Below are 1,654 nucleotides of genomic sequence, written 5' to 3'. Positions count from 1 at the left end.
GCAGGGCGGGCGGGCGTGGCTTCGCCCGCGCCAGGGCCGGGTCTTTCTACCCGAGGAGGTGACCGGCTGAGAAGCGGCTACCCCACGCTTGCCGGCGCGCCGCCTGGTCAGGGCTCGACCTGACGGATCAGCGCGTTCAGCGCCTCGGTATCCTCCTCGAGTTCGAGGGTGGCCTCCTCGAGTTTCAAGCGGCGCTTTCGCGCGCCGCTCTCATCGCCGCTTTGCATCGCCTGCTCGAACTCGGCCTGGCGGGTGTGAACCTCCGCAAGGCTTTCTCTCACGTCTTCTCGGGCGTCTTCCAGCACGCTTTCATTGCTGCAGCCTTGCTCGATGGCGGCAAGCGCACGCTCGAGTCCTTCGACGCGGTGCGCGTTGCCCTGAGCCTGCGCATGCTCCAGCTGGGCGCTCACCTCGGCCGCCTTCTGCTCGCACAAGGCATCGTCCGCCGAGGCCATCAGCGGCAGGGCGCCGGTCGAAACCAGCAGCAGGGCCTTGAGTGTCGATGCGCGATGTTTCATTGTCTTCCCCTGGTCGTTGCGCCTTTCGGCGCGAATGAAAGCGATAAGCCCAGGTTAGAGAGTGCGACGAGGAAAGGGTTCTGAGCCAAACTCCGATCAAACGATAGAACGGCTTGAACGATCAGGCGTTCGACAGCGCCAGGCGCTTGAAAAGCGCGACGCCCCTGCCGAGTTCGATAAGCTGCTACCATGGCGTTTCAACCCCTACAGCACGAAAGGCCCGCCGTGACGCGAACCCATCACACTGCTCCTACCTTTCAGCTACGCCTGGCGATGGCGCGCGATGTGGTCATCGGCCCGGGCAAGGCCGACCTTCTGGAAGCCATCGAGGGCACCGGCTCCATCTCCGCGGCGGGGCGGACGCTTAACATGAGCTACAAGAAGGCCTGGCAGCTCATCGATACGATGAACAGCCACTTTCCCACGCCGCTGGTGGCCACCCAGTCCGGCGGCAGCGACCGCGGCGGCGCTCGACTCACCGAGCTTGGCCAGACGGTACTGGCGCACTACCGCGCCCTGGAGCGTCAGCTTGCGCCAGAGCACTCGAGCGACGCCCGGGCGCTGCTGGCCCTGCTCGACGACCGCGCTTGAACCACTGGCCCATTGCGGCTACTCTCCGCTATGTCCAATTGGAAATAGCGAGATTCGAGCGATGAACCGATTCCCTTTTCGCCCCCTGGCCGCCGCGCTCTGTCTCGCGCTCAGCCCTGCGGCCCTGGCCGCCGACCGCGTGCAGGTGGCCGCCGCAGTCTCGCTGACCGATGCCTTGAACGAGGCCATCGAGGTGTTCGAGACCGAGCACGATATCGAGATCGTTCCCGTCTACGCCTCCTCTTCGACCCTGGCACGCCAGATCGCCAGCGGCAGCCCCGCACAGCTGTTCGTCTCCGCCAACGTCGACTGGATGGACTGGCTGGAAGACGAAGGCGTTAACGTACAATCGCGCCGCGACCTGCTGCGAAATCGGTTGGCGCTGATCAGCGCCAGCGATTCGCTGCCGGCGCGCTTCACCCCGGGTGACGGCGAACCCATCGCAAGCCTGATGGGCGAGGACGACCGCTTGTCGGTGGGCGATCCGGATCACGTGCCGGCGGGTATCTACACGCAGCAGGCGCTAGAGGCGCTCGGCGAATGGG

3 protein-coding genes are annotated in these 1,654 nt (G+C 65.5%); 2 read left to right on the top strand and 1 reads right to left on the bottom strand.

What is annotated here, in order from left to right:
• Positions 1-107: 107 nt before the first annotated feature.
• A complete protein-coding gene (locus BIS11_RS16910; RefSeq protein ID WP_253426279.1) occupies positions 108-518 on the bottom strand; it encodes a DUF1090 domain-containing protein in 411 nt (136 codons plus the stop codon).
• A gap of 225 nt (positions 519-743) precedes the next feature.
• Here BIS11_RS16910 and BIS11_RS16905 point away from each other — a divergent pair, with 225 nt between their 5' ends.
• Both BIS11_RS16905 and modA read left to right on the top strand, forming a co-directional pair.
• Positions 744-1,109, top strand: coding sequence for a winged helix-turn-helix domain-containing protein (locus tag BIS11_RS16905; protein ID WP_253426277.1), 366 nt, complete (start codon positions 744-746; stop codon positions 1,107-1,109).
• A 61-nt stretch (positions 1,110-1,170) separates the two neighbouring features.
• Positions 1,171-1,654 (top strand): molybdate ABC transporter substrate-binding protein (modA, locus tag BIS11_RS16900; protein ID WP_253586630.1); only part of this gene is annotated, 484 nt, incomplete at its 3' end.

Source organism: Halomonas sp. 707D4 (genome assembly GCF_024158685.1).
GTDB lineage: Bacteria > Pseudomonadota > Gammaproteobacteria > Pseudomonadales > Halomonadaceae > Vreelandella.
Note: the sequence above shows the minus strand (reverse complement) of the source record. Positions and strands in the feature narration are given on the sequence as shown.